Source organism: Asticcacaulis sp. P2_C5 (assembly GCF_056404555.1).
This window is the reverse complement of the sequence record NZ_JBFUDU010000002.1, coordinates 166,037-189,036: the sequence shown is the minus strand read 5'-3', so window position 1 is coordinate 189,036 and position 23,000 is coordinate 166,037. Positions and strand designations below refer to the sequence as shown.

28 protein-coding genes are annotated in these 23,000 nt (G+C 60.1%); 18 read left to right on the top strand and 10 right to left on the bottom strand.

The genetic code is table 11. The features are described 5' to 3' along the window. Positions 1-59: 59 nt before the first annotated feature. Complete coding sequence (locus AC1DXO_RS04520; protein WP_476976903.1) at positions 60-1,214, bottom strand: sterol desaturase family protein; 1,155 nt, start codon at positions 1,212-1,214, stop codon at positions 60-62. 183 nt (positions 1,215-1,397) lie between these two features. Beyond that, on the bottom strand, positions 1,398-1,955 hold the full coding sequence (locus tag AC1DXO_RS04515) for a dihydrofolate reductase family protein (protein ID WP_476976902.1): 558 nt from the start codon (positions 1,953-1,955) through the stop codon (positions 1,398-1,400). A 223-nt stretch (positions 1,956-2,178) separates the two neighbouring features. On the opposite strand from AC1DXO_RS04515, the gene AC1DXO_RS04510 reads away from it, so the two are divergent. Genes AC1DXO_RS04510 through AC1DXO_RS04500 form a run of 3 tightly spaced genes read left to right on the top strand, consistent with a single transcriptional unit; the run spans position 2,179 to position 5,152 of the window. After that, positions 2,179-4,521 carry a TonB-dependent receptor gene (locus tag AC1DXO_RS04510; RefSeq protein ID WP_476976901.1) on the top strand — a complete coding sequence of 781 codons (2,343 nt, stop codon included), beginning with the start codon at positions 2,179-2,181 and terminating at the stop codon, positions 4,519-4,521. A gap of 23 nt (positions 4,522-4,544) precedes the next feature. Then, the gene (gene nrtS / locus AC1DXO_RS04505) at positions 4,545-4,745 is read left to right on the top strand and encodes a nitrate/nitrite transporter NrtS (RefSeq protein ID WP_476976900.1); all 201 of its coding nucleotides are present in this window, start codon (positions 4,545-4,547) and stop codon (positions 4,743-4,745) included. 56 nt (positions 4,746-4,801) lie between these two features. Continuing rightward, positions 4,802-5,152: a hypothetical protein gene (locus tag AC1DXO_RS04500; RefSeq protein WP_476976899.1), complete on the top strand. Its 351-nt coding sequence runs from the start codon at positions 4,802-4,804 to the stop codon at positions 5,150-5,152. Between the two features lie 15 nt (positions 5,153-5,167). Here the strand turns inward: AC1DXO_RS04500 and AC1DXO_RS04495 are convergent, their stop codons facing one another. After that, the gene (locus AC1DXO_RS04495; RefSeq protein ID WP_476976898.1) at positions 5,168-5,800 is read right to left on the bottom strand and encodes a DUF2306 domain-containing protein; all 633 of its coding nucleotides are present in this window, start codon (positions 5,798-5,800) and stop codon (positions 5,168-5,170) included. A 108-nt stretch (positions 5,801-5,908) separates the two neighbouring features. Between AC1DXO_RS04495 and trmD the strand changes: the two genes are divergently transcribed. Then, positions 5,909-6,649: a tRNA (guanosine(37)-N1)-methyltransferase TrmD gene (trmD, locus tag AC1DXO_RS04490; protein WP_476976897.1), complete on the top strand. Its 741-nt coding sequence runs from the start codon at positions 5,909-5,911 to the stop codon at positions 6,647-6,649. Between the two features lie 2 nt (positions 6,650-6,651). Next, on the top strand, positions 6,652-7,092 hold the full coding sequence (rplS, locus tag AC1DXO_RS04485) for a 50S ribosomal protein L19 (RefSeq protein ID WP_476976896.1): 441 nt from the start codon (positions 6,652-6,654) through the stop codon (positions 7,090-7,092). 354 nt (positions 7,093-7,446) lie between these two features. On the opposite strand, the gene AC1DXO_RS04480 is transcribed toward rplS, so the two are convergent. The 3 genes from AC1DXO_RS04480 to AC1DXO_RS04470 form a co-directional block, all read right to left on the bottom strand. Continuing rightward, positions 7,447-8,058: a hypothetical protein gene (locus tag AC1DXO_RS04480; RefSeq protein WP_476976895.1), complete on the bottom strand. Its 612-nt coding sequence runs from the start codon at positions 8,056-8,058 to the stop codon at positions 7,447-7,449. Between the two features lie 22 nt (positions 8,059-8,080). Continuing rightward, positions 8,081-8,863 (bottom strand): hypothetical protein, encoded by a 783-nt coding sequence (locus tag AC1DXO_RS04475; RefSeq protein WP_476976894.1) that lies wholly within the window; start codon positions 8,861-8,863, stop codon positions 8,081-8,083. Positions 8,864-9,004: 141 nt separating this feature from the next. After that, positions 9,005-9,163: a hypothetical protein gene (locus AC1DXO_RS04470; protein ID WP_476976893.1), complete on the bottom strand. Its 159-nt coding sequence runs from the start codon at positions 9,161-9,163 to the stop codon at positions 9,005-9,007. Between the two features lie 82 nt (positions 9,164-9,245). On the opposite strand from AC1DXO_RS04470, the gene AC1DXO_RS04465 reads away from it, so the two are divergent. From AC1DXO_RS04465 to AC1DXO_RS04450, 4 genes are read left to right on the top strand one after another with little or no spacing between them, the layout of a single operon-like run. After that, positions 9,246-10,067 (top strand): GNAT family N-acetyltransferase, encoded by an 822-nt coding sequence (locus tag AC1DXO_RS04465; protein WP_476976892.1) that lies wholly within the window; start codon positions 9,246-9,248, stop codon positions 10,065-10,067. A 3-nt stretch (positions 10,068-10,070) separates the two neighbouring features. Beyond that, entirely contained in the window at positions 10,071-10,568 is a 498-nt protein-coding gene (tsaE, locus tag AC1DXO_RS04460) for a tRNA (adenosine(37)-N6)-threonylcarbamoyltransferase complex ATPase subunit type 1 TsaE (protein WP_476976891.1), read from the top strand. Between the two features lies 1 nt (position 10,569). Beyond that, positions 10,570-11,649 (top strand): N-acetylmuramate/N-acetylglucosamine kinase AmgK, encoded by a 1,080-nt coding sequence (amgK, locus tag AC1DXO_RS04455; protein WP_476976890.1) that lies wholly within the window; start codon positions 10,570-10,572, stop codon positions 11,647-11,649. Between the two features lie 2 nt (positions 11,650-11,651). Next, on the top strand, positions 11,652-12,371 hold the full coding sequence (locus AC1DXO_RS04450) for a nucleotidyltransferase family protein (protein ID WP_476976889.1): 720 nt from the start codon (positions 11,652-11,654) through the stop codon (positions 12,369-12,371). On the opposite strand, the gene AC1DXO_RS04445 is transcribed toward AC1DXO_RS04450, so the two are convergent. The 3 genes from AC1DXO_RS04445 to AC1DXO_RS04435 form a co-directional block, all read right to left on the bottom strand. Then, complete coding sequence (locus AC1DXO_RS04445; protein WP_476976888.1) at positions 12,372-12,953, bottom strand: suppressor of fused domain protein; 582 nt, start codon at positions 12,951-12,953, stop codon at positions 12,372-12,374. A gap of 152 nt (positions 12,954-13,105) precedes the next feature. Then, on the bottom strand, positions 13,106-14,053 hold the full coding sequence (locus AC1DXO_RS04440; protein WP_476976887.1) for a glucokinase: 948 nt from the start codon (positions 14,051-14,053) through the stop codon (positions 13,106-13,108). Between the two features lie 66 nt (positions 14,054-14,119). Further along, a complete protein-coding gene (locus tag AC1DXO_RS04435; RefSeq protein ID WP_476976886.1) occupies positions 14,120-15,073 on the bottom strand; it encodes a glucokinase in 954 nt (317 codons plus the stop codon). Between the two features lie 134 nt (positions 15,074-15,207). On the opposite strand from AC1DXO_RS04435, the gene AC1DXO_RS04430 reads away from it, so the two are divergent. From AC1DXO_RS04430 to AC1DXO_RS04390, 9 genes are all read left to right on the top strand, one after another. Then, positions 15,208-15,858 (top strand): phosphoribosylanthranilate isomerase, encoded by a 651-nt coding sequence (locus tag AC1DXO_RS04430; RefSeq protein ID WP_476976885.1) that lies wholly within the window; start codon positions 15,208-15,210, stop codon positions 15,856-15,858. A 121-nt stretch (positions 15,859-15,979) separates the two neighbouring features. Next, on the top strand, positions 15,980-17,221 hold the full coding sequence (gene trpB, locus AC1DXO_RS04425; RefSeq protein WP_476976884.1) for a tryptophan synthase subunit beta: 1,242 nt from the start codon (positions 15,980-15,982) through the stop codon (positions 17,219-17,221). Beyond that, the gene (gene trpA / locus AC1DXO_RS04420; RefSeq protein ID WP_476976883.1) at positions 17,218-18,054 is read left to right on the top strand and encodes a tryptophan synthase subunit alpha; all 837 of its coding nucleotides are present in this window, start codon (positions 17,218-17,220) and stop codon (positions 18,052-18,054) included. The genes trpB and trpA overlap by 4 nt, the downstream gene beginning before the upstream one ends. Before the next feature lie 8 nt (positions 18,055-18,062). Further along, on the top strand, positions 18,063-19,010 hold the full coding sequence (locus tag AC1DXO_RS04415; RefSeq protein WP_476976882.1) for an acetyl-CoA carboxylase carboxyltransferase subunit beta: 948 nt from the start codon (positions 18,063-18,065) through the stop codon (positions 19,008-19,010). A 138-nt stretch (positions 19,011-19,148) separates the two neighbouring features. After that, positions 19,149-19,589, top strand: a complete 441-nt coding sequence (locus AC1DXO_RS04410) for a hypothetical protein (protein WP_476976881.1) — start codon at positions 19,149-19,151, stop codon at positions 19,587-19,589. Then, positions 19,586-20,014, top strand: coding sequence for a hypothetical protein (locus AC1DXO_RS04405; protein WP_476976880.1), 429 nt, complete (start codon positions 19,586-19,588; stop codon positions 20,012-20,014). Before AC1DXO_RS04410 ends, AC1DXO_RS04405 begins: the two co-directional genes overlap by 4 nt. After that, entirely contained in the window at positions 19,942-20,514 is a 573-nt protein-coding gene (locus tag AC1DXO_RS04400; protein WP_476976879.1) for a hypothetical protein, read from the top strand. The genes AC1DXO_RS04405 and AC1DXO_RS04400 overlap by 73 nt, the downstream gene beginning before the upstream one ends. After that, positions 20,504-20,938: a hypothetical protein gene (locus AC1DXO_RS04395; protein ID WP_476976878.1), complete on the top strand. Its 435-nt coding sequence runs from the start codon at positions 20,504-20,506 to the stop codon at positions 20,936-20,938. Before AC1DXO_RS04400 ends, AC1DXO_RS04395 begins: the two co-directional genes overlap by 11 nt. A gap of 41 nt (positions 20,939-20,979) precedes the next feature. After that, positions 20,980-22,278: a bifunctional folylpolyglutamate synthase/dihydrofolate synthase gene (locus AC1DXO_RS04390; RefSeq protein WP_476976877.1), complete on the top strand. Its 1,299-nt coding sequence runs from the start codon at positions 20,980-20,982 to the stop codon at positions 22,276-22,278. Between the two features lie 361 nt (positions 22,279-22,639). On the opposite strand, the gene trxA is transcribed toward AC1DXO_RS04390, so the two are convergent. Beyond that, entirely contained in the window at positions 22,640-22,966 is a 327-nt protein-coding gene (trxA, locus tag AC1DXO_RS04385) for a thioredoxin TrxA (RefSeq protein ID WP_476976876.1), read from the bottom strand. Positions 22,967-23,000 lie beyond the last annotated feature (34 nt).

The following is a 23,000-nucleotide window of genomic DNA, read 5'->3' as shown; positions in this document are numbered from 1 at the left end:
TGCTCCCTGATGTGCGCCGATTATTTTGCCATAAACAGAGGCGGAATAGCAGCCACGGCCTACTCCGCCGGCGTCTGTTTTTCGCGCTGGAAGGGATACAGCAGCTGCTTGATAAAGCCCTTGGGCACGGGATGGCCGCCGATGCCGTAGCCCGACGGCCATTTGTCGCCGGGCAGGTAATAGGTGCCGAACAGCTTGTCCAGCCACGGAAAATGGACGGCGAAATTGACGTCTATGGCCTCTTGCTCAATGCCGTGATGCCAGTGGTGAAAACGCGGCGTCACAAAGAAGGGCGTCAGCCATTTGTCGTTGAAGCGCAGATTGGCATGGACATAGACGGCGACCAGATAGACGAAGAAGATGTACGAATAGAGCGCCGGCTGGCTGAACCCCAGGGCATACATCGGGATGATCGAGATACCGCGCAGGCCGATGATCTCGACGATGTGCATGCGCGACCCGGCCAGCCAGTCCATGGTCTGGGCCGAGTGATGCACGGCATGGAAGCGCCAGAGGAACGGAATCTGGTGGAACAGGCGGTGGAAACCGTACTGCATGACGTCCGAAATGATCATCAGCTCGATGAATTGCAACACAATCGGCTGATGCGCCACAGCGTCGCGCAGGCCTTGCCAGCCGGTGGTGTGCGCCATGACCGCCAGACTGGGCGCCAGCGACACAAAGGCCATGATCTGAATGAAGATACCGCTGATCAGGAAATAGGACAGGTCCTCGCGCCATTCCGCCCGGAACAGCGGCTGTTTGTGATTGCGCGAAAACAGCTTTTCCAGGGGCACGAACAGGAAGCCCTTGAGCAGCAGGTTGAGGACGAACCAGTCGAGGCCCAGGTTCAGGGCGGCTTCGCGCGGCAAGGTGGCGCTGCCCATCGCGCCCAGCGACGTCGTGAGCAGCACGCAGGCCAGGGCGGCAAAACCGAGGACCTTGTTCCGCCGCAGCACCAGGTTGACGCAGGCCAGCACGAAGGCCAGCAAGGCCATGGCCTGAACGGCCAGCATATAGCCGGCATGGTGGTGGAGGAAGTCGAGATCCCTGACCGCGAACAGGGTTGGATATTGCTGGCTGAGCAGCAGGAGCAGGGCGCAACCGCCCAGCACCAGGGCCAGGACACCGCTGATATAGCCCGACCCGAACCGGCGTGCCTCATCCGGCGCTTCGAGATCGTTACGGATGGCCAGGCGCAGCTTGGTGATCATGACGGTTCTCGTTCTGAGGTTCCGTTACGTCATTACCATGCCGACGCTAATGAAGCGTTTAATTCCAAGCAGCGATGGTTCATCGCGCTTGGCAAGGGCGCCAGAAAGCGCTCTTTGGCCGCCCGAGCTTATGCGAGGAGCCATCGGGGCCGCCCGTGCGGCGGCGCTTGAGCTAAAAAATATTTAAGCCTTATAGTGCAAAAATACCTTGCCGTTCTTGAAGGTGCGGCTGTCGCCGAGCTTCAGCCGGGTCATATCGACGCCATCGAACACTGTCCGTCCGCTGCCCAGCACCACCGGACAGACGACCAGCTGATAGTCATCCACCAGACCGGCCTTCGCCATCTGGGCGACGATCGATCCGCTGCCCAATATGACCATGCCGCCGCCGTCTTCGCTCTTCAGCCGGCGCATTTCCGCCACGGCATCGCCGCGAATCACGGTGGTATTTTGCCACTCGGCCGTCTCCAACGACCGCGAAAAGACGATCTTGGGCAGGGCGTTCATCTGCGCCGCCACCTCGGGCATTGCCTCCGCCGCCATGGGCGAAGGCCACCACCCGGCCATCATGTCATAGGTCTCCCGGCCGAAAACCAGAGCGCCTCCACCCTTGGCATTGCTGGCCGTAAAGGCAGCAAATTCCGGGTCTTCGCCGCCGGCATAGGCCCAGTCCACTTCGTTGTCGGCGTCGGTAAAATAGCCGTCGACGCTGATGCTTTCAAAAACACTTAAGCTTCGCATGGTATAACCTTACAACTGTCACAGCCGCACCACAGTGGAACGGGAAAATAGCGCTGTTGTGGTACCCCTGCCGGACGTCAATTCCTGTCAGCACAGGGATTTGAACTTTACCTAAGGGAAAGTTTCTTATGTAACTCAGGGAAAGCTCTTGCACCTGCGAAACAAAGCGCTTAGGGGCGCAAACCATTCGGGCCGGACATCGGCCGCCGTTCAGGACCATCTAATGTCATTTCGTTCGCTGCGCCTTCTGGCTTTCACCGCACTGGTTCCGGCTTTCCTCGCCCCACCTGTCCTTGCTCAGGACCATGCCGACCAGGCGACCACGGAAGTCATCATCACCGCGCAGAAGCGGGCCGAACCGCTTAGCCGCGCACCTTTGGCGGTTGCGGTGGTAACCGGCGATCAGATGGAAAAGGCCGGCGCCCATGACTTGAAGGATATGCAGGTCCTCACCCCGTCTCTGTTCATTATCTCGACGGCCAACGAAGCCCAGACCACGGCCCGCCTGCGTGGTGTCGGTACGGTCGGTGACAACCCCGGTCTCGAATCCTCGGTCGGCGTAACGATCGACGGCGTGCTGCGCCCGCGCACCGCCACGGCCATGAGCGACCTGGGTGAGATCGATCGCGTCGAAATCCTTAAGGGCCCGCAATCGGACGTCTACGGTAAGGGCGCCTCAGCCGGCATCATCCAGGTGGTGACCAAGCTGCCGAGCATGACACCATCGTCGTCGCTGGAATTGACCGCTGGCACGCAATGGACGCTGGGCGCCGCCGCCTATATCACCGGCCCGCTGAGCGACACCCTGGCCGGCTCCCTCTCCCTGACGACGCGCCAGCGTGACGGCCAGTACGACGTCCACATCGGCGATGGCCCACGCACCCGTACCGACGACGGCGACACCAACTACTGGTCGACGCGTGGTCAGCTGCTGTTCACGCCCAATGGCTCCGTCCGTGTCCGCGTTATCGGCGACTACACCAAACGCGACGAAAGCTGCTGTACCGGCACGGGCATCGCCATCGGCGGCACACGCGGCTATATCGACAGCCTGACCGGCGGCCAGGGTACGGCCAGTGTCGTCGACCCCGAGGCCCGCCGGGCCTGGTCCAATCGCCCGACCGGCCAGGTTATCGTCGATTCCGGCCTGTCCCTGCAAAGCGACGTGGTCTTGAGCGACTCGGTCCAGCTGACCTCGATCACCGCTGGTCGTCACTGGGACCACACCAATGGCTATGATGCCGATTTCACGTCGGCCGATATCTACTACCGCAACGAAGGCGGCGAATTCGGCAACCGCTTCGACACGATTTCCCAGGAATTGCGCCTGAACGGCAAGACGTGGAATTTCGACTGGATGCTGGGCGTCTTCCTCGACCAGGAAGACCTGACGCGTCACGATGAAACCATCTACGGCGACGACTACGAATCCTATCTCAGCCTGTTGCTGTCGGGCGGCGCCAATCCGACGCGCGTGTCGCAGATCACCGGCCTGCCGGTCGGTCAATCCTTCGTGTCGGGTCAGGGCAATCACGACACCTACGACCAGCGTGAGCGCAACACGGCGGTCTTCGGCCATGTCGAATGGTTCCTCAATGACCAGCTGACCCTGCTGGCCGGCGCGCGTAGCAATCACCAGAAAAAGACCCTGATCTCGCGCTTCACCAATAGCGACGGTGGTCTGGCCTGCGCCCACGCCACGGCCAGCCTGGGCGTTCTGTGCCTGCCGTGGTCGAACCCGGCCTTCAACAACCTGAACCTGGCCCAGAGCAGCGCCGAGACCGCCACCGTCGGTTCGCTGAAACTGAAATGGCAGATCAGCCCGAAGCTCATGGCCTACGCCTCCTATGGCGAGGGCTGGAAGGGCGCCGGCTACAATCTCGACCGTGAGCAGAAAGCGGACTTTACCGTCGATCGCGACTCGTCCTTCCGGGCTGAGACCTCGCGGTCGTACGAGGTCGGCTTCAAGGGTCGCTTTATCAACAACCGCCTGGCGGTCGACGCCACGGCCTTCGATGAAGCCTTCCGCAATTTCCAGCTCAATACCTTCCTGGGCACCACCTTTGTCGTCACCTCGATCCCGCACCTGCGCTCGAAGGGTATCGAACTCGACAGCCGTTACGTGACCGGCTTCGGCCTCGGCCTGCGCGCCGGCGTCACCTATAACGAGTCGAAATTCGGCCCCGAAGCCATCCCCAGCCTGGCGCTTCTGGCCAACAATACGGCCGCCTTTGCGCCGAAATGGTCGTCGGCCTTCGGTCTCGACTACAGTCATATGATGGGTGCGCTGAAACTGACCGCGACCGTGGATGGCCGCTATAACAGCGCCTACAACACCGGTTCGGACCTCAACCCGATCAAGCTGCAAAAGGCCTACACCCTGTATAATGGCCGCCTGGCCCTGGGCGCGCCGGACGGCAACTGGATGCTGGAACTGTGGGGCCAGAACCTGACGGATGAGACCTATTACCAGGTCGCTTTCGCGGCCCCCTTCCAGAGCGGCACCTACGACGCCTTCATGGGCAATCCGCGTACCTACGGTGTGACCCTGCGTCTGCGCCGTTGAACCGGGAGTTCTGGACAGTCGCCTTGTCGAAGCGGGTGGTGTTGAACGCCATCCGCATCGCCCTGGTTATCGGCACCGTCCTGAACGCTATCAATCAGGGCGCAGCTATCCTGGCGTGGCACGGCATTGCCTGGGGTCACGTGGCTCTGAACTATATCGTGCCCTACTGCGTGGCGACCTATAGCGCCACCAAAAACGAGCTCGACCGCCGCGCCGGAAAATAGGTTTGCAGATTTCAACCACGAATGATTAGAACAAACGAGGTGACTTAAGAGATGCGATGACAAAGGCAACCGTCGCGATGAAAAAATATATATTCTGGCTCGCGCCGCTATTGATCCTGACAGGCCTATTCTTTTGGCAGGTCGTGTTGACGTATTTTCCGAAAGAAGTGTGCGAATACCACAATGAACACGAACGTGTGTGTGGATTGGTGAACGCCAGTCCTTTTGTGGATGCTGGATACATTTTGATCGGCATATTGATGTTTGTCAGCACGGTATATTCGATTTATTTGTGCCTCTTTAAGAAAGCAAGGTGGTTGGACGTACTCGGAACAGTGTTGTCAGTCCTTGTCTCAGCTTTTTTCATATTCGGCGTGGTTTACGCTTTTGGAAATCAGGGACCGTAATTCATCCCCTGTGTTTCAAACCTTGCTGACGGGCCGTGGCCCAAAGACGGCCAGCACATCCGGCAGAATCAGCGCCACAGCAATCAGCAGCCAGTACAAGGTCGTCACCTCGTAATAATCCATACCTGGCATCACCACGTCAGGAATAAAGCGGGTGCTGACAAAGGTGAAGGTAAGTCCATAGCTGCGCCCGACCCACAGTCTATGCTGGTCGAACCGGCGCCTGACCGCGCACAGCCAGGCAAAGGCCGTCGTCACCAGCCAGAAGATCGCCATACTGCCCATGACCCACTGATTGGCGGGCAGCTCATGCTTCAGGACGATATACAGAGCCAGACAGGACGAAATGACCGCCGACACCACATAGACCCGTCCGGTCCAGCGATGAAGCCCGGGCTTTCGCGTGCGGATCGTGGTCGAAAACTGCAACGGCCCCAGCACCAGACACACCGCGCCTGTCACAATATGCGGAATCAGCCACCATTTGAACGGGGCGAAGCGGGCGAATTGCGGATCGTACGGGTTCAGAACATAGCGCTCATGAACCCAGATGGTGATCAGAACGACCAGCCCCAGCGTCAAAAAGGCCGTCCGCTTCAGAAAAACACCGAACGGATTGCGTTGCTGAATGCCTTCGCTGTCCGACATCGATGCCCCCTTATCTGACCTGTATCCGAGGGTTCCGCCTTTGCCGTGCCTTGTCAAGGCGTGACATCGGGTTGGTAATCCGCCCCCTTTGTGGTAACAGCCGCGCCCATGTCCTACAATGTCACCGTCCTGACCATGTTTCCCGAAGCTTTTCCCGGCCCGCTCGGCGTCTCGCTGATCGGCACGTCGTGGAAAGAATCTGGTCTGTGGTCCTTGGAAACACTGGACATTCGGACCTTTTCGAGCGATAAGCGCGGCTTTCTTGACGACACCCCTGCGGGCGGTGGTCCCGGTCAGGTGCTGAAGGCCGACGTCATCGCCAAAGCCCTTGATTCGATTGACCAATCTGGTTCTTTGGCTGACCGCCCAAAGGTTTACATGTCCGCCCGGGGCCAACCCCTGACCCAGGCGAAAGTCAAGGAATGGGCGTCCGCCCCGGGACTGATTGTCCTGTGCGGCCGTTTCGAAGGGGTGGACCAACGGGTGCTTGACGCCCGCGGGTTTACGGAAATCAGCGTCGGCGACGCCGTCCTTGCGGGCGGAGAAGCGGCGGCGATGGTGACCGTCGAGGCAGTGGTGCGGCTTATTCCGGGGGTTCTCGGCGCATCGGAAAGTCTCGATACCGAGAGCTTCGAGGATGGACTCCTGGAGCATCCGCAGTACACGCGACCGCGGACGTTCGAGGGCCTCGACATCCCTGAAGTGCTGTTATCCGGCGACCACAAGAAAACGGCCGTGTGGAAGCAGCAACAGAGAGAGGCAATAACGAAAGAACGGCGGCCCGATATGTGGGCGGCCTGGCTTTCCAAATCACAGGCAAAAGGCATTAAAGCCCCTAAAGGAGAATAGTTATGAACCTGCTTCAACAGATCGAAGCCGAAGAAGTTGCCAAGCTGAAAGCTGGCAAGACGACCCCGGCCTTCCAACCCGGCGACACGCTGCGCGTCAACGTCAAGATCAAGGAAGGCGACCGCGAACGCGTCCAGGCCTTCGAAGGCGTCTGTATTGCTCGCGCCGGTTCCGGCATCAATGAAACCTTCACGGTCCGCAAGATCAGCTTCGGCGAAGGCGTGGAGCGCAAGTTCCCCTTCCTGTCGCCCATGATCGACTCGATCGAAGTCAAGCGTCGCGGCGTCGTCCGTCGCGCCAAGCTGTACTATCTGCGCGACCGTCGCGGCAAGTCGGCGCGTATCGTCGAACGTTCGCAAAGCTCGACCCGCGGCTCCAAGGGCGATGAACTGCGCGCCGCCATGGCCAATGCAGCGCCTGCCCCGAACCCCGACGCGGAATAAGAACAAGCCTTACGGCCAACAGAAAAGCCCGCTCCGGTCACGCCGGGGCGGGCTTTCCTTTGCAAGCGGGTTTGGATGGTTCGCGCAACGTAGTGACGGCGCGTCTTCGGCAGTGGAATTTTGGATCACGAAAAGCACGAAAAACCGAAAAGCACGAATATCAGGGTGAAAGATTCTCCCGCGCGAAGCGCCTTCATTCTACGCCTGCGACCAGGAACTGTATTGAATGCCCTTCGGGCGATATAGGATCAGCCCACTCCATTCGTGCTTTTCTGCTTTTCGTGCTTTTCGTGATCCAAAATTCCACCGTAAAAGGACGTGCCGTCACCGCGTTGCGCGGGCGGCTCATACCTCTTATTCCAGCACACCGGCCGCGATCCGCAAGTGAGCGCGCAAAACGGCCTCGGCGTCTTCGGCATTGTCTGCGTCGATCATGACCATCAGATTGCCCTTGGGCAGCAGCGTCCCGCCGATCACGGTTACCGCATCGGGTGCCTTAGGGTCCTTGCCGATCCACAACGCAATTTGCATCGGCTTATGACCGTTGCCGTCGCCGAGCGTAATGATCTTGCGATCGCTGATATAGAGCCCGTCCAGGAAAGCCGGCCGTTCCGTCGGCGAAATCATGTCGGCAATGCCGGATTCGATATCGTCGAAGCTCATGACGGTTTCATCGGGCTTCATCCCGGCCGTGGCGACCACGATCTCGACAAAATGGCCCGGCGTATTCTTGCCATAGGTAAAATAGCGCAGGTCCTGGTCGAGGTCGGTGGTGTCGTCGGGCCCCAGGGTCACCGTGTACCAGCCATTTTCGGCGGTATAGGTCTTCACGCCGTTGATCTCGACGACCTGGCCGCGCTGTGCTGTCGGTGCCGCCACCAGTTCATAGGACGCTGACTGGGCCGAAACATGAAACGGCGCCGCAAGCATAACGGCGGCCACCAGACCGGCGAGCATACGCATCATCAAAACCTTCAATAACTTAAACCTACTTGGAGTCCGGCATTTTGGTCGGGGGCCCGGAAGCCGACGACGAAGCGGCGCCTTCGCTGCCGAACTTGGGCAGGGTGATCTCGCTCGGCACCTCGACGCCGAATATCTGTGTACCGCCGACCGAATTGGGAGCGTTCAGCTCTTCACGCACGAAATGCCATGCCTTTTCGTTGGCACAGCCACAGACGCGCAGCTGGTTGTTCTTGTCGCGCCAGATAATCAGCGGGTAGCTGACGGCGACCTTGTTCCGCCGCAGCAGCTCATTGATCTGGTCGTTGAAGCTCTGCGACGCCCCGACCACGGCCGAACGCGCCATGTCGTCATCGGCCACGGGCAGGCCCTGGGCCGTCCAGGTCTCGTCGGTCGCCGAATGCCAGGCCTTGTAGAAATCCCAGTTCCGCGTCAGCCACAGCTCGGCGATGGTCGAACGCTCCTCGGGTGTCGAGCGAATGACACCCTGATTGTCGGGCAGGGAAAACGGCACGATACGCGTATCGACGCCCACCGCTGCAAACTTTGGCAGTTCGGTGTCTTCGTAATCGTTACACGTCTTGCAGCTGCGATAGGTGACCAGATAGACCCATTTGTCCTTCTTGCCCGGCGTCAGATAGTCGACGCGGTCGAGCAGCTTCTGGATCTTGGGCAGGTCTTCGGCGCTGGTGATGGTGACGGGCGCGTAGCGGATATAGGCGTCCCAATACAGCCAGTAACCCGTACCCAGCACAGCCGGGACGATGATTACCAGTGCCATCAGCCACAACAGGATTTTCCTGTTCATCCATACCCCCGAGCAAACACGTCGCCATTAACTATAGTCGTTAAAGCCCCAGCCGGAAAGGCTCATCCGCGTTCAGAAATTTCATACGGATTAACAAATACTTAATATAAAAAATCCATCAATTTATGGACTTTTGCCGCCCTAGCCCTGATTTAACATGACGATCAGTGCAAAAATCACACACAGAACCGTCACTCCCCACAGAATCGCATACACCACCTTGGACTTGGGGCGGCGGCGATCCTCGCTGCCGTTTTCGCTGCCAATTTCACTGTTAGGCTTGATATCGGACTGGGTCATGGGGCGTAAACTAACACCGTCCGCCCGGCCTTGCCAAGCCCGGCGATTGCCTGCAAGTCAAGGCTATGGCAAGTGAAGAAGCATGGCCCTGCATATCATCGACGAACTGATCTATGAACGCGCCCCGCGCCTGGTCGCCTCGCCTGTCTGGCCATGGGTCAAGCCTGTCCTCTACACCATACTGGGTTATCCGAAGGCGCGGCGCATGGCCGACGCCGTTCGGTCCATGGCGGGAGCGGAGGCCCTGAGCTACGTCTCGGACCTGCTGTCGCTCGATGTCCGGGCCCGCTGTCCCGAGCGCATCCCGAAGACCGGCCGCTGCGTCGTCATCGTCAATCACCCGACGGGCATAGCCGACGGCATCGCGGTCTATGACGCCCTGTTGCGCCTGCGCGACGACGCCATCTTTTTTGCCAATGCCGACGCTTTGCGGGTCAATCCGCGTTTTGCCGAAGCCCTGATCCCTGTCGAATGGGTGGAGGCCAAGCGAACGCGCGAAAAGACGCGTGTCACGCTCGGCGCCGCTAAAGCCGCTTTCGAAGCCGAACGTTGCGTCGTCATGTTCCCCGCCGGCCGGTTGGCGCGTCGTAATGCGCAGGGCGAGCTGGCCGACCCGCCGTGGGCGACGACGGCGGTCTCCCTGGCCCAGAAATATGACGCACCCATCGTGCCCGTTCACCTCACCGGTCCCGACTCCTTCTGGTTTCATCTCTTCAATCGTTTTTCGCAGGAACTGCGCGATATCACCCTGTTCCACGAACTGCTGAACAAGGCGGGCAAGCGCTTCGACCTGACGGTGGGCCCATTGATCGCTCCGGACGCGCCGGGTCTCGACACCGATACCCTGAAAGCCTATGTCGAACGCACCCTGGCCGGCAACCCCGACGCACCGTTTACCGCCTAGCCCATGTTGACTCCCTCCGAACTCAATACGCTCGACCTGTCGCAGCCGCACAGCCTCTATCTGCCCGATGAGGCCGCCACGTCGCGACTCGGCGCCCTGGTCGCTCCGCATTTGCGACGCGGCGACGTCGTCTACCTGACCGGCGAACTGGGCATGGGCAAGTCGTCCCTGGCGCGCGGCCTGATCCGCGCCCTGACTCAGCCCGACCAGGACGTGCCCTCGCCGACCTTCACCCTGATCCAGGCCTATGACACCTCAGGCTTCGATCTCCTGCATCTCGATCTCTACCGCCTGGAAGCACCCGAAGAGACCTATGAACTGGGCCTCGACGATGCGGTTGGAACGTCGGTCCTGCTGATCGAATGGCCGGACCGTCTGGGCCACCTGGGTTATGACGACCGACTCGACATCGTTTTGGAAACAGCCGATAAGACCCGTTTTCCCCATGGCCGAATCGCCACCTTGCGACCGCATGGAAATTTCAGGACTCGCGTAGATTAAGATGGATAACAGAGAGGCGACCAAACGCCGATTTTTGACTGGCTCGGGCTTTGGTGACGCCGAACGCCATCCCTTGCCGGGCGATGCCTCAACCCGCCGCTATGAGCGCCTGCTGAAGGGCGGCAGAAGTTTCATGTTGATGGACCAGCCGCCGGCGCTCGAAACCCAGCCCTGCGGCCGTTTCGAGACGCCAGCCGAACGCACGGAGTCGGGTTACAATGCCATGGCGCGCCTCGCCGCCGGCCGTATCGAAGCCTTTGTCGCCGCTGCAAACTATCTGCGCGCGCAGGGCCTGTCGGCGCCGGAAATCTACGAGGTTGATGCCGCCAATGGGCTGCTGATCTCCGAAGACCTCGGCGACGACCTGTTCGCGGCCCTGATCGCCAAGGGCCAGGACGAAACGCCGCTTTACATGTCGGCGATCGAAGCCCAGGCGCAGTTGCACGAACTGACCCCGCCCAATGTATTAGACGGCGACTGGCCGCTGCTCACCTATGACGACCTGGCGCTGAAGACGGGCGCCGGCTTGTTCGTCGAATGGTACCCACGCTACGCCGGTGGCCAAGGCCTGTCGGACACGGCGCTCGATGAATGGGAAGCCCTGTGGTCACCCTTGCGCCAGCGCGCCGAAGCAGGTGCTACGGTCTTCATCCATCGCGACTACCACGCCGAAAACCTGCTCTGGCTGCCCGAACGCGAAGGCGTTGCCCGGGTCGGGATGATCGACTTCCAGGATGCCCTGCGTTCGCACCCGTCATGGGACCTGCTGTCCCTGCTGCAGGACGCCCGCCGCGACGTTTCGCCGGAACTGGAGCGCGCTGCGCTCGACCATTATTTCAGTCTGCGCCCAGGCGTCGACAGGGAAGCCTTCATGCGTGACTACAACGCCCTGGCGACGCTGAACGAAGCCCGTATCCTCGGTATTTTTGCCCGCCTGGTCGTGCACTATCATAAGCCGCGCTACGAGATCTTCATCCCGCGCATGTGGGGCCATCTGGCGCGTAATCTGAAGGCGCCGGGCATGGAAGGCCTGAACGAATGGTTCCATCGTTACGGCTTTGCGGATAAACTTAGGGTCTGAAGATGAGTCCCGAAACCGCCTTTATCCTCGCTGCCGGGCTAGGCACGCGCATGCGGCCCCTGACCAATGACCGGCCCAAGGCCCTGGTCGAGGTCGGTGGCCGAACCCTGATCGATCATATGCTGGATCGCCTGCACGCCGCCGGCGCCCGCCGCTTTGTCGTCAATGTCCACGCCTTTGCCGATCGTCTCGAGGCCCATCTCAAGGGACGCCGCGATCTCGACATCGTCATATCGGATGAGCGCGAAGCCCTGTTGGAAACCGGTGGTGGTTTGAAAAAGGCGCGGCCTTATCTCGGCGAGGATCCTATCTGGGTGGCCAATATCGACAGTGTCTGGCTGGAAACCGCACCCGACGGCACGGCCATGACCGCCCTGTGCGACCTGTGGGACCCTGAGACCATGGACGCCGCCCTGTTGCTGGCCCCGATGGAGCGGACCACAGGCTTCGACGGCGCGGGCGATTTCTTTATCGACGGCCATGACCGCCTGAGTTTCCGCAATGCCGCCGCGACGGCGCCGCTCAACTATATGGGCGTGCACATCACCAGACCGCAGATCGTCGATGGTGTGCCCGAGGCCGCCTTTTCGCTGGCGAAGGTGTGGCGCGAACTGGCGCCCCAGGGTCGCATCGCCGGCTGCGTCATGGATGGCGACTGGATGCATGTCGGCGACCCGGCTGCACGGGACATTGCCGAAGCGAAGTTGAGTGAGAAAGCCTGATCAGACGACCGATTGACGGTTCAGATTGAAGATATCGATATCTTCTTTCTCAAACAGTTCTTCGAGCTTATCCGTGCCAAACTTCCTAGCATAATTCGATTCTCCCCTGGAAATTGGCACAGCCAACAGCCATGCGACCGTGGAACTATTGACCTTTAGATTATGCAGTTTGTTGTCCCACAGAAACGGATTGGCGAAATAGACATCGTTCATCGTTACGGATATGCCACACTGAGATACGACATCCGGATAGATCATTCCGGGACAGCAGTACCATTTCGAAAAAATAACGTGAAAAGCCGAGGCTGAAATCAAATTGTTAAAATCAGGGAACGCGGATCCGCAAGATCCGATAATTTCCAAGCTCACTGCGCTCCGTTTTTCGTTTTTCATTAACGGAAATCTGGACAGGCCGACAGTTGAATAGGTCTTCACACCGGTTTGCGGATGGTCGTCGAGCTCCATGACAAAGAGGTCGTCTTTTCCATCGTTTGAATATCGCGCAAATCGCGACGCTTTGGCATCCAGCGCGGCCTCCAGGTGTTCAAAGACCTTCTTGGTATGATCATTATCTGGCAGCATCAGTTGTCAGCCTCGTTGAGTTGGTTCGCGGTCGTGAATCAACAAAGCATTTCGGGGTGGTCGATGCAGATCCCATCCGTGCTTTCATCCACGTCCGCGCAGCGGTATCTGTGCCTTATCCGTGTTCAAATCTTTTGTTGAGGCTGACCCCGTTAATCGAACAAGGTCGCCAGGCCGATGATTTCCAGATCCTTGCCCAGCGTCTTGAACACCGGGATTTCGCCGACATATTCGCTCAGCCGGCCCTTGTCGACATAACGCGCCCGGAAGGCATTGACGTCGAACAGGTCGGCCATTAGATCCATCAGATCGCCGGTCAGGTAGATACCGCCACGCGCCCCCAGGATAAGCGCCACGTCGGAGGCCATGGCGGCCAGCCAGCCCAGGCACAGCTGCACCGCCTCCACCGCGCGCGCTTCACCGATACTGGCCAGGGCGATGATTTCTTCGGGTGATTTCTTGACGACCTCGTCGCCGTCCAGTTCGGACAGGGCCGCCCACAGGCCGGCCAGCCCATCCAGTGAGACGGCGAATTCACGTGCCGCATAACCGTGGCGTTGCGCCAGGATTTGCCGCACCTGCCACTCGCGTTCGGTGGTGGCGGGCAGGTCGGAGTGACCGCCTTCGCAGGGTATGGCGGTCCAGCTGCCGGCGCCATCGGGCGCCAGGGCCGCCAGGCCCAGTCCATGGTGCGGTCCCAATACGGCAATGACCTGTTCGTCCATGGCGTCGTCGCCGCAGATCTTCTCGACCTCGCTGCGCTTCAGGCGCGGAATGGCCAATGCCCGGGCGACAAAATTGTTGACCAGATTGACGCGCTGGACATCCAGCAGCGCACGTATGTCATCGCGGACAATCGTCATATCCTTGCCCGGCAGCTTCAGTATGCCCCTGCGTTCCCAACCGCGCGACGAGATGGCGACACCTATCAGCTTCGGTTGGCCGTTCTGGCTGAGAAAATCGAGCATCGCTTCGTCGAAAGCGGCCCGGCTGGGGCAGGAATACAGGGTCGATTCCGGTGGCCGCGTCCCGGGACGCGCCAGAGCCATCTTGACCGAAGCGCCGATCATGAAATCGCAGAGAAGAACATATTCCGCCATGTGATGTCTTTCAAAGATCAGTAGAACTGGCAAAGATCAGTAGAACTGGCAAAGATCAGTCGAAAGTCAGTCGAAAAGCGTCGCCAGGCCGATGACTTCCATGTCCTTGGCGGTTGCCATATACACCGGAATTTCCGAAACGTAATCCGTCAAACGGCCCTTGTCGGCATAACGCCGGACAAAGGCTTCGACATCGAGCTGGTCGCCCAGGACCTCGACCAGTTCCCCGGCCAGATAGACACCGCCGCGCGCTCCAAGAATCAGTGCCATGTCCGAAGCAAAGGACGCCAGCCAGCCCGTCACCAGATCGACGGTCTGACGACTGCGTTCGTCGCCGCCACGGGCGCGGCTGACGATGACTTCGGCTTCCGGAACCGCAGCGGCCGTGTCACCCGAAACAATGGCCAGGGCGCGCCATATATCACCCATACCGGGCAGCGAGACGGCGCGTTCGCGCGAAACGTGACCTTTATATTTGTCGTTCAGCACGTTCCACACCTGCCACTCCAACTCGGTGGTCGGCGTCAGGTCCGAATGGCCGCCTTCGCACGGCATGGCCGTCCAGTTACCCATACCGTCAGGGGCCAGGGCGGCCTGGCCCAGGCCGCGATGGGCGCTGATCACGGCGATGACCTGTTCATCCACCGGCTCGCCGCCACAGATCTGGCGCCGTTCGGTCGTGTCGAGGCGCGGCACGGCCAGTGCCTTGGCAACGCAGTCATTGACCAGGTTCAGCCGCTGGATATCGAGAAATTCGCGCATGCCTGCGCGGTTGATATTGAAGCGGTGGTTGGGCATGGCCATGATGCCGCCCTGTTCCCAGCCGCCGGCGGAAATCGCAGCACCCATTAATCGTGGACTGTCATGGGCCTTCAGGAAACTCGTGATCGAGGCCTTGAACTCGTCCAGGGTCTCGCAAGGAAAATACTCCGTCTCGTCCGGCCGCTCGCCGCGTTTGGCCAGGGCGAGCTTGAGATAGGCTCCATTGCTGATGTCGCTCAAAAGCACAAATTCAGCCATTAATCTATCCGTTTCCCTAAACGCCTGTTTGACTGGTTTTCTTGCATCCAGTTTCGTTAATTTACCAATTTAAAATCGAAATATTGATTTTTACTAAAGCCCGGTACTAAAGCGTCACTAAACACGGGTGTTTTATGACAATTAGCGCAAAAATCTGCGGGCTCACGACATTTGAGGCCGCCACAGCGGCCATAAATGACAGCGCTGACTATTTGGGCTTTATCCACTTCCCGAAAAGCCCACGTCATTTACCCTTGAAAGCTATGGCGGACCTCATGTCCACACTGCGCCAGGAACACACTCATGTACAGCTTGTCAGCGTTGTCGTCGACCCTTCGGATGAGCTGCTGCAATCACTTGCCCGCGATGTCCGGCCCGACCTGATCCAGTTGCACGGCCATGAGACGGTAGAACGGGTCGCCCAGATCAGATCGCAGTATACCGTGCCCGTCATCAAGGCCATCAGCGTCGAAGCTCCAGACGATATTGCCGCTGCATCTGTTTACGAAGTGGTCGCCGACCACCTGCTGTTCGATGCCAAAACCCCGAAAGGCGCCGACCTGCCGGGTGGCATGGGGCTGAGCTTCGATTGGCGCCTGATGCGGGCCTGGACCGGCGTCAAGCCATGGTTTCTGGCCGGCGGCTTGACGCCCGACAACGTCGCCGATGCCCTTCGCCTGAGCGGCGCACCCATGGTCGATGTCTCATCCGGCGTCGAAATGTCGCCGGGCGTTAAGGATATTCGACTCATTTCCAGCTTCCTTAAAGCCGTAAAGTTAGTATAACGCCCACCTCCCCACTCGTGGGGAGGTGTCGGCGCAGCCGACGGAGGGGTTGCAACGCTGTAGACCACTACAGCTGTAGGCAACTGCAGCTTTGAGAAACACAACAGAAGGATTCGATACGGTGAGCGATCTGCGCCCCAACACCTATCATCAACCGGACGCAAAGGGCCGGTTTGGTGAATTCGGCGGTCTCTATGTCCCTGAGACCCTGATGCCCCTGGTGCTGGAACTGAACGCCGCCTGGCAAAGCGCCAAGGCCGATCCTGCTTTCTGGGCTGAGTATCATAGCCTGTTGAAGCATTTCGTCGGCCGTCCGTCGCCGCTCTATTTTGCCGAACGCCTGACTGAACATTTTGGCGGCGCCAAGATCTATTTCAAGCGCGAAGAACTGAACCATACCGGCGCGCACAAGATCAACAACTGCATCGGCCAGGTCCTGCTGGCCAAGCGCATGGGCCGCACGCGCATCATCGCCGAAACCGGCGCCGGTCAGCACGGCGTGGCCTCTGCCACCGTCTGCGCCCGTTTCGACCTACCGTGCATCGTCTATATGGGCGCGGTCGATGTCGAGCGCCAAAAGCCCAATGTTTTCCGCATGCAACTGATGGGCGCCACGGTCTCGCCGGTCACGGCCGGGGCCGCGACGCTGAAGGACGCGCTCAACGAAGCCCTGCGCGACTGGGTCACCAATGTCCATGACACCTACTACATGATCGGCACGGCCGCCGGCATGCACCCTTATCCGGAAATGGTCCGCGACTTTCAGACGGTGATCGGCAAGGAAACGCGCCAGCAGATTCTTGAAATGGAAGGACGCCTGCCCGACGCGGTCATCGCCTGCGTCGGTGGTGGGTCCAACGCCATCGGCATGTTCCACCCGTTCATCGACGACGAATCGGTCAGGATCATCGGTGTCGAAGCGGCGGGCCATGGTCTCGACGTCTATAACGGCCATGCGGCTTCGCTGAACGGCGGCCGCCCCGGCGTGCTGCACGGCAACCGCACCTATCTGCTGCAGGATGACGATGGCCAGATCCTGGAAGGCCATTCCATCTCGGCCGGCCTCGACTACCCTGGTATAGGTCCGGAACACGCCCATCTCTTCAAGACCGGCCGCGCCAGATACGTCACAGCAACCGACACGGAAGCCCTCGCAGCCTTCCACCTGACCGCCCGTCTTGAAGGCATCATCCCGGCGCTCGAATCGTCGCACGCCATTGCCAGGGTGGGCGAACTGGCCAGGGAGGTGGGTAAGGGCGGCATCGTCGTGCTCAACCTGTCGGGCCGCGGCGACAAGGACATCGCCACGGTTGCCAAACACATGGGCGCTGAAAGTGGCTTTGGTGGAGGGCTGGTAGCATGACCGTCGCTCGTATCGATGCCACCTTCGCGGCCCTGAAAGCGCAAAACCGCGCCGCCTTCATCGCCTATGTCATGGGCGGTGACCCGAACCTCGACACCACCTTTGAGATCCTGAAGGGCCTGCCGGCCTCGGGCGCCGATCTGATCGAGCTCGGCTTTCCCTTCTCCGATCCAATGGCCGAAGGTCCCTCCGTGCAGCACGCCGCCGAACGCAGCCTGAAGGCCGGCACCAAGATCAGGGATATCTTCGAACTGGTGCGCCGCTTCCGCGAGATCGACCAGACGACGCCGGTCATTCTGATGGGTTACACCAATCCGGTGGAATTCATGGGCGCCGAAGCCTGGGCCGCGGCCATGGCGGAATGCGGCGCCGATGGCGTGATCATTGTTGACCTCCCGCCGGAAGAGGGCGACGAGCTCACCGATGCCCTGGACGCCCATGACCTGGCCCTTATCCGTCTGGCCACGCCGACCACCGACACCTCGCGGCTGAAAACCCTGGTCCGCCGGACCAAGGGCTTCATCTACTACGTCTCGGTGGCTGGGGTGACGGGGGTGAAAACCGCCGATCCTGACGCGATCGTCGGCGAAGTCGCCAAGGTTCGCACCGCCGCACAACTGCCGGTGGCCGTGGGCTTCGGAATTCGTACACCTGAGCTTGCAGCGGCAGTGGCGCGCATTGCCGATGCCTCCGTTGTCGGGTCGGCTCTGGTCGACGAAATCAAAAATAGTTTACCCGAAATCAACGCCGCACCTGCGAAAGTGCTGGAAAAGGCCGCCATTTTGGCCCACGCTGTTCACTCGGCGCGTTTGACTGCGGTTCTGCAGGAGTAGCAAGAAGTATGGCTATGGCTGATTCAACCAAGGGTCCGAAATTGCCGGTGGCAGCAAAGCCGGCCGAGCGTCGCGAACGCGGCGGCTGGCTGGCCAAGATTGCGCCGGGTGTTTCCAAGCTGGTCAGTAAGCGCGAGACGCCAGAAAACCTGTGGGTCAAGGATCCCGATTCCGGCGATATGATCTATCGCTCGGATCTTGAAGCCGCCATGTGGGTGACGCCGTCCGGGCGCCATATGCGGATCGGGCCCAATGCCCGCATGAAATTCACCTTCGACAGTGCCGACGGCACGGATACCGGCGTCTGGGAAGACATTGCCCTGCCGGCGGTCATCGAAGATCCACTGCATTTTTCCGATGGCAAGCCCTATGCCGAACGCCTGAAGGCCGCGCGCGCCGCGACCGGTGAGCAGGATGTCATGGCGGCGGGTTACGGCACGGTCCAGGGCGTGCCCTGCGTCGTTCTGGTCCAGGACTTTGCTTTCATGGGCGGCAGCCTCGGCATGGCGGCCGGCGATGGCTTTATCGCCGCGGCGCGCTCGGCTATTGCCCACAAATGTCCCCTGGTCATCTTCACCGCCGCCGGCGGCGCCCGCATGCAGGAAGGCGCCCTGTCGCTGATGCAGATGGCGCGCACCACGCTCGCCATCCAGGAACTGAAGGCAGCGCAACTGCCCTATATCGTCGTCCTGACCGACCCGACCACGGGCGGTGTCACGGCCTCTTACGCCATGTTGGGTGATATTCACCTGGCCGAACCCGGCGCCCTGATCTGTTTTGCCGGTCCGCGCGTCATCGAACAGACCATCCGTGAAAAACTGCCGGAAGGCTTCCAGCGTGCGGAATTCCTGGTCGAAAAAGGCATGGTCGATCGCGTCGTTCCGCGCAGTGAGTTGCCGGAAGTTTTGGGCGCTATCATGTCGATGCTGATGGGTGGCCGCAGACGGGCGGCCTAAACTCAAGCCTCCGGGGGGAAGGCGAAATGATCTCACGTCTTGGCAAATCAGCGAAGCTATCCTCCAGCAGGGACGACCTCGTCCTTCCTGTAACGCGGCCGCTATGATAGGCCGTAATGGTACAGGAAAACACAACCCATGACTTTTGATCTGCAGCACAGGCGCGTCCTGCGCACCTTTGTCGGGCTTGTCCTCGGCGCCGGCTTGACCTCGGTGCTGGCGGACCCCGCTCTGTCCTTCTCCAGCCAGGGTCACTGGGAGGTCGTCGTGCCGCAGTTCAGCGCCGCAACCTTTACCGCCAGCCTGAACACGGCCAGTTTTGCCATTATGGTGGTGATACCTTTGGGCCTGATCGTCCATGCCATATTCTATGCACGGAACTGGCGCACACCCACCCCCTATCTCGCGGCCTCGGCCCTGGCAGGCGTTGGACTGGGTTTCGGTTTGGGGGCGCAAGTCATGACCCTGCCGGCCTGGCTGCTCTGCATTACCTGCGGAGTCATGTGCGGCGTGATCCTCTGGCTGATTCGCCGCCCGGACCGGGACGTGGCCACGGTGTGCGCGGTTCCGGCCCCATGAAGCTGAAGGCGCCGCTGGTTGTAAAGACCTGTGTGGGGCTTGTGGTTGGAGCCGGTCTCGGCACGGCTATTTCGTTTATGGTCATAGCGCTGTTTCAAAGCGTAACCGGCGGAAATTTCGATCCGGATATTTTTCGCAGCATTGTTGCAATGACGTTTTTCGTGCTTTTGTTCATGGTGCCGACCGGCCTGATCGCGCATGCCGTTCTGTATGGCCTGAAGCTTCGCAACTGGTATTATTATTGCGGCCTGGCCGGGCTTGCGGGCGGTGCCACGGGCCAGTTCCTGCTGTATCAAAATGCGACCTCTGGGGACCTGACGGCGCTGGTGACCTATGGCGGGTGGGCGGCCCTATGCGCCCTGATCACCTGGCTGATCCGCCGTCCGGACAAGGACGTGCCGCCACCGCAGGAAAGCCATTTCTGATGGAGGTGCCTGGCCCGCCTATCCTGATCCGCAAAACCCTTCTGGCTTGCGTCTTCGCGGCTGTTCTCGGCACCTATCTGGCATTTCCGATACTGAGTCATATCGTCTGGGGGCAGACACCCAAGATGTCCTGGCATGGCGTGCTTGACGCCCTGACATGGCCGGCCACGTCCTTCGGCGGCACTATTTATGTCATTCTGGTAGCAATCTCGTTTATGGCCCTGATTGTTGTGGGCGCACCCGTCCAGTTCATTCTGCAAAAGCTCGGCGTAACCAAACTCTGGCCGACCTTGCTCGTAGCGACAAGTCTGGGCGCTCTGACGTTTCCCGTCATGGCGTATCTGGCGATTCCGGCAGTGTCTTTTATCGATCTACTGACCTTGCGGAACCTGCTGTCGGGCACAATTATCGCGCCCATCTATGCCCTGATCGCCTGGCTGATCCGTCGCCCGGACAAGGATGGCTCGCCACTGCTGGAAGCCAGGCCTGATGGCGGATAACATCAAGCTCGTCCGTCTCGCTAAAACCTTGCTGGGCCTGACCACGGGAGCGTGGCTGACGACCCTGGTGGCGGACCCGTGTATCTACGTCTCTGTTGGCGAAGATAATAGCGAAGGTTGGGTCTTCACCGTGCCGCACTACGATCTGGGGACCTTCGGCTATACCTTTTACCCGTTTCTGGTGGTCTTGTTTCTCACCTTGCCAACGGGGTTGTTCGGCCACGCGGTGCTGTACGCCCTGGGCCTGCGTAAGGTCCGCTTCTACCTTGCCTTCGCGGCGCTGGCGGGCATTGCCCTGGCCTTTATGATGCACATGAACGCTGAAAACCCGGTACTGCTGGCCTTCTACGCGGCCTGGGCGATCGCCTGCGCCTTGATCGCCTGGCTGATTCGCCGTCCGGACAAAGACATGGCGACCGTCTGACCTGCCTTGCACGCGTGCGCGATTCGCGGTCTAACCGGCCCATGACTGACCGGCTCCTGCCTTTCGACGCGCCGCTCGAGCGGCTCAAGGCCCTGCATCCCAAGCGCATCGATCTGAATCTCGAGCGCATGTTGCGGGTATGCGAAGCGCTGGACCGGCCACAGGATCGCCTGCCGCCCGTGGTTCATGTCGCCGGCACCAACGGCAAGGGTTCGACCATCGCCCTGCTGCGTGCCATGGCGGAAGCCCAGGGTCTCAGGGTCCATGTCTACACCTCGCCGCACTTAGTGCGCTTCGCCGAACGCATCCGTCTGGCCGGCCGTCTGATCACGGACGATCACCTGGCCGAAATCCTCGACCGCGTCGAACAGGCCAATGCCGGCCTGCCCCTGACCTTTTTCGAATCAACCACCGCTGCCGCCTTTGTTGCCTTTGCCGAGACACCAGCGGACATTCTGCTGCTCGAAACTGGCCTGGGTGGCCTGCTCGACGCGACCAACATCGTCCTCAAGCCGCGCCTGACCCTGATTACGCCCATCGACTACGACCATCAGGATTTCCTTGGCAACGACCTGTCGCAGATCGCGCGCGAGAAGGCCGGTATCTTTAAGCGCGGAACCCCGGCCCTGTCAGCCCGCCAGGCCGACGAAGCTCGTGCCGCCCTGGAACGCCAGGCGCTACGCCTTGGCGTCTCCCTTACCTTTGCCGGTGAAGGTTTTGACGCATCGCGCGACGGCGAACGTCTGGAATTTCAGGACGAGGACGCGCTCTACGATCTATCCTGTCCGCGCCTGCCCGGCGAGCACCAGATCGGCAATGCGGCGCTTGCCATCAAAGCCGCTCTGATGTTGGGCATTTCCCCGGACGCTATTGATACCGGCCTGCAAACCGCCACCTGGCCCGGCCGGCTTCAGGGCCTCAAGGCCGGTCCCTTGGCTCAGGCCCTGCCGGCGGGTTCGGACCTGTGGCTTGATGGAGGGCACAATCCTCACGCTGCCCGGGCCTTGCGCGATTTTGTCGACCGTATTCAGCGCCGCGATCCGAAACCACTGCATATCATCTGTGGACTGATCAATACCAAGGACTCTGGTCAGTTTTTTGCCGCTTTCGAAGGTGTCGAAGCCGATTTCGCCTGTGTTGGTTTCTCCAGCGACGCCGCCATTCCCGCCGATGGACTGGCGCAGGCGGCACAAGCCATGGGCCTTCGAGCGATTACGTCAGATAGTCCTTTGGCCGCCATACAGGCCCTGCCCAAGGTACCCTGTCGCGTCCTCATCTGCGGATCGCTTTATCTGGCTGGTGATGTCCTGGCCCTGTCGCCCGAAACCTGGCCGGTGTGATGCGGTTACGGGCTGCATCTGCATCGGTGCAATATTTTGAATTTACGGCAATTTTCAACGCGGAAAGCGCGGAAAAGTCGGATAGGCGCAGAAATCTCAGATCCAGTCACTACTGCGCGTAGCGCCTATCTCTCATGAGCGCTGCACGGCGTAGAATGAACGCCCTTCGGGCAGGAATAGAACAACCGATTTCTTTTCCGCGTCTTTCCGACTTTTCCGCGCTTTCCGCGTTGAAAAATACTGTAAAATCATGATCTTCCGAAAAGGCGTAGCCGCGCACAGCAGACCAACCGGGCCCGCCAGGCGACAAAAAGCCCCGCCATGTTGCCATGGCGAGGCTCTTGCATTTCAGGCGCCAGAATCAGGCGATCGAATTCTCACCGAGCCATTCCAGCAGCTTGGCCTTGGGCAGGGCGCCGACCTTCATGGCCGTCATCTGGCCGTTCTTGAACAGCATCATGGTCGGGATACCGCGCACACCGAAGCGCGACGGCGTCATCGGCGAATCTTCGATATTCAGCTTGGCGATCTTTATCTTGCCGCCCAGCCCGTCAGCGACTTCTTCGAGGATCGGGGCGATCTGCTTACAGGGCCCACACCATTCGGCCCAGAAGTCGACCAGCACCGGCGTGTCGGACTTCAACACGTCGTTTTCAAACGATTCGTCGGTAATCTTATGCGTAGCCATCATTGGCTCCCTTCAAAACTGTTGTAGCAAATGT